2 protein-coding genes are annotated in these 851 nt (G+C 62.6%); both read left to right on the plus strand.

Going from position 1 to position 851, the window contains the following annotated elements; translation table 11 throughout:
- The coding region (locus EN893_RS35995) for a VWA domain-containing protein (RefSeq protein ID WP_128362265.1) at positions 1–531 on the plus strand (531 nt) is incomplete at its 5' end.
- A gap of 60 nt (positions 532–591) precedes the next feature.
- Positions 592–851: XdhC family protein (locus EN893_RS36000; RefSeq protein ID WP_164901491.1), on the plus strand; the 260-nt coding region annotated here is incomplete at its 3' end.

Genomic DNA, 851 nt, shown 5'->3' on the forward strand with positions numbered 1-851 from the left:
CGCATCTTCCTGCATTTCTTGCATGCACTGACGGAAAAAAGGCGTCGCGTGCACACCTTCGTCTTCGGTACCAGACTGACCAATCTGACCCGGCAGATGCGCCACCGCGATCCCGATGCAGCACTTGCCGACTGTTCTGCGGCGGTCAAGGACTGGTCGGGCGGCACCCGCATCGGCGACACACTTGCCGAGTTCAACCTGATATGGTCGCGGCGCGTGCTGGGGCAGGGGGCGGTCGTGCTTCTGATCACCGACGGGTTGGAGCGCGACGATGTCGACGGCCTGTCGGAGGAAATGGAGCGCCTGCACAAATCCTGCCGGCGGCTGATCTGGCTGAACCCGTTGCTGCGCTTTGACGGTTTTCAGGCGCGCGCCCGTGGCGTCAAGGCGATGCTGCCGCATGTCGACGAGTTCCGCTCGGTGCACAATCTCGATGCGCTGGCCGATCTCTGCGCGTCATTGGACAAGAAGTCGGCACAATCCGTCGATCCGCGCCGATGGCTGGACGCTGGCGCGAGGCACGCCGCATAACCATATCTTTCCCACCCGGAAAACAGATCCCGAGAAAAACAGACTTCTGGAGAAACGGTCATGGAAAGCAGCATTTATCTGGATGAGGCCCGCGACCCGCTGATCATCGCGGAGGGCTGGATGAAGGACGGCAAGGACGTGGCCATCGCGACTGTGGTCGAGACCTGGGGTTCGGCGCCCCGACCTGTAGGCAGCCATCTGGTCATCGACGCCGACGGCAATTTCCACGGCTCCGTCTCGGGCGGCTGCGTCGAAGGCGCTGTGGTCAGTGAGGCCATCGACGTCATCGACAGCGGCAAGGCCAGGATGCTGGAGTTCGG

It is taken from the genome of Mesorhizobium sp. M7A.F.Ca.CA.004.04.2.1 (assembly GCF_004022825.1).
Classification (GTDB): domain Bacteria; phylum Pseudomonadota; class Alphaproteobacteria; order Rhizobiales; family Rhizobiaceae; genus Mesorhizobium.